The sequence below is a fragment of the Aequorivita vitellina genome, from assembly GCF_022008365.1.
Lineage (GTDB): Bacteria > Bacteroidota > Bacteroidia > Flavobacteriales > Flavobacteriaceae > Aequorivita > Aequorivita vitellina.
In genome coordinates this window covers 1-487 of sequence record NZ_JAIRBA010000142.1, presented here as the reverse complement: position 1 = coordinate 487, position 487 = coordinate 1, and the positions used below count along the sequence as shown (strand labels likewise).

General features: G+C 40.0%; 2 protein-coding genes. One reads left to right on the top strand and one right to left on the bottom strand.

The window, feature by feature from the left end; genetic code table 11:
- On the top strand, nucleotides 1–223 hold a 223-nt coding region (locus K8089_RS16330; protein ID WP_237604344.1), incomplete at its 5' end, for a hypothetical protein.
- A gap of 80 nt (nucleotides 224–303) precedes the next feature.
- Here K8089_RS16330 and K8089_RS16325 read toward each other — a convergent pair.
- The coding region (locus tag K8089_RS16325; protein ID WP_237604343.1) for a hypothetical protein at nucleotides 304–487 on the bottom strand (184 nt) is incomplete at its 5' end.

Below are 487 nucleotides of genomic sequence, written 5' to 3'. Positions count from 1 at the left end.
TGCCTTGTTGTGCAATGTTTTTCTGCGCTCTGTTCCGTTTTGTTTCCGCTTTGCTATTCTTTCAAAGGCCATCGAAAAGCAAAATTGCGCTTGCTGGTTTTATTTTTCCGATGTCAAAAAATTCCAGCTACTCCCCTTTTTTCCGTTTCGTATTTTTGTCCGAGAAAAATCATTGTCCGCGCAGCACTTTTGTCCGAACTGCTTTTTACTTTTAAACACTTAATTCCAAAAAAAAATCAGACGTTATTCCGCCAATTTTCCGCCGTGATTTGCGTCTCGTTCAATATTGCACAACGGTCTCGGCTATGAGTAGTTGCGTGGGTTAGCACTTAAATTTGTAAGAACACACCAAACTGAAAATCCGCGAGGATTTTCAGAAGTAGGCGTGAACAAGCAATTACTTATAGCCATTGTTGTGGTGTCGTTTTTTTTTACGCTGACATTGGTTTTACGTTGATTTGTCCGCCAATGGCTTTCAAAACTTTCA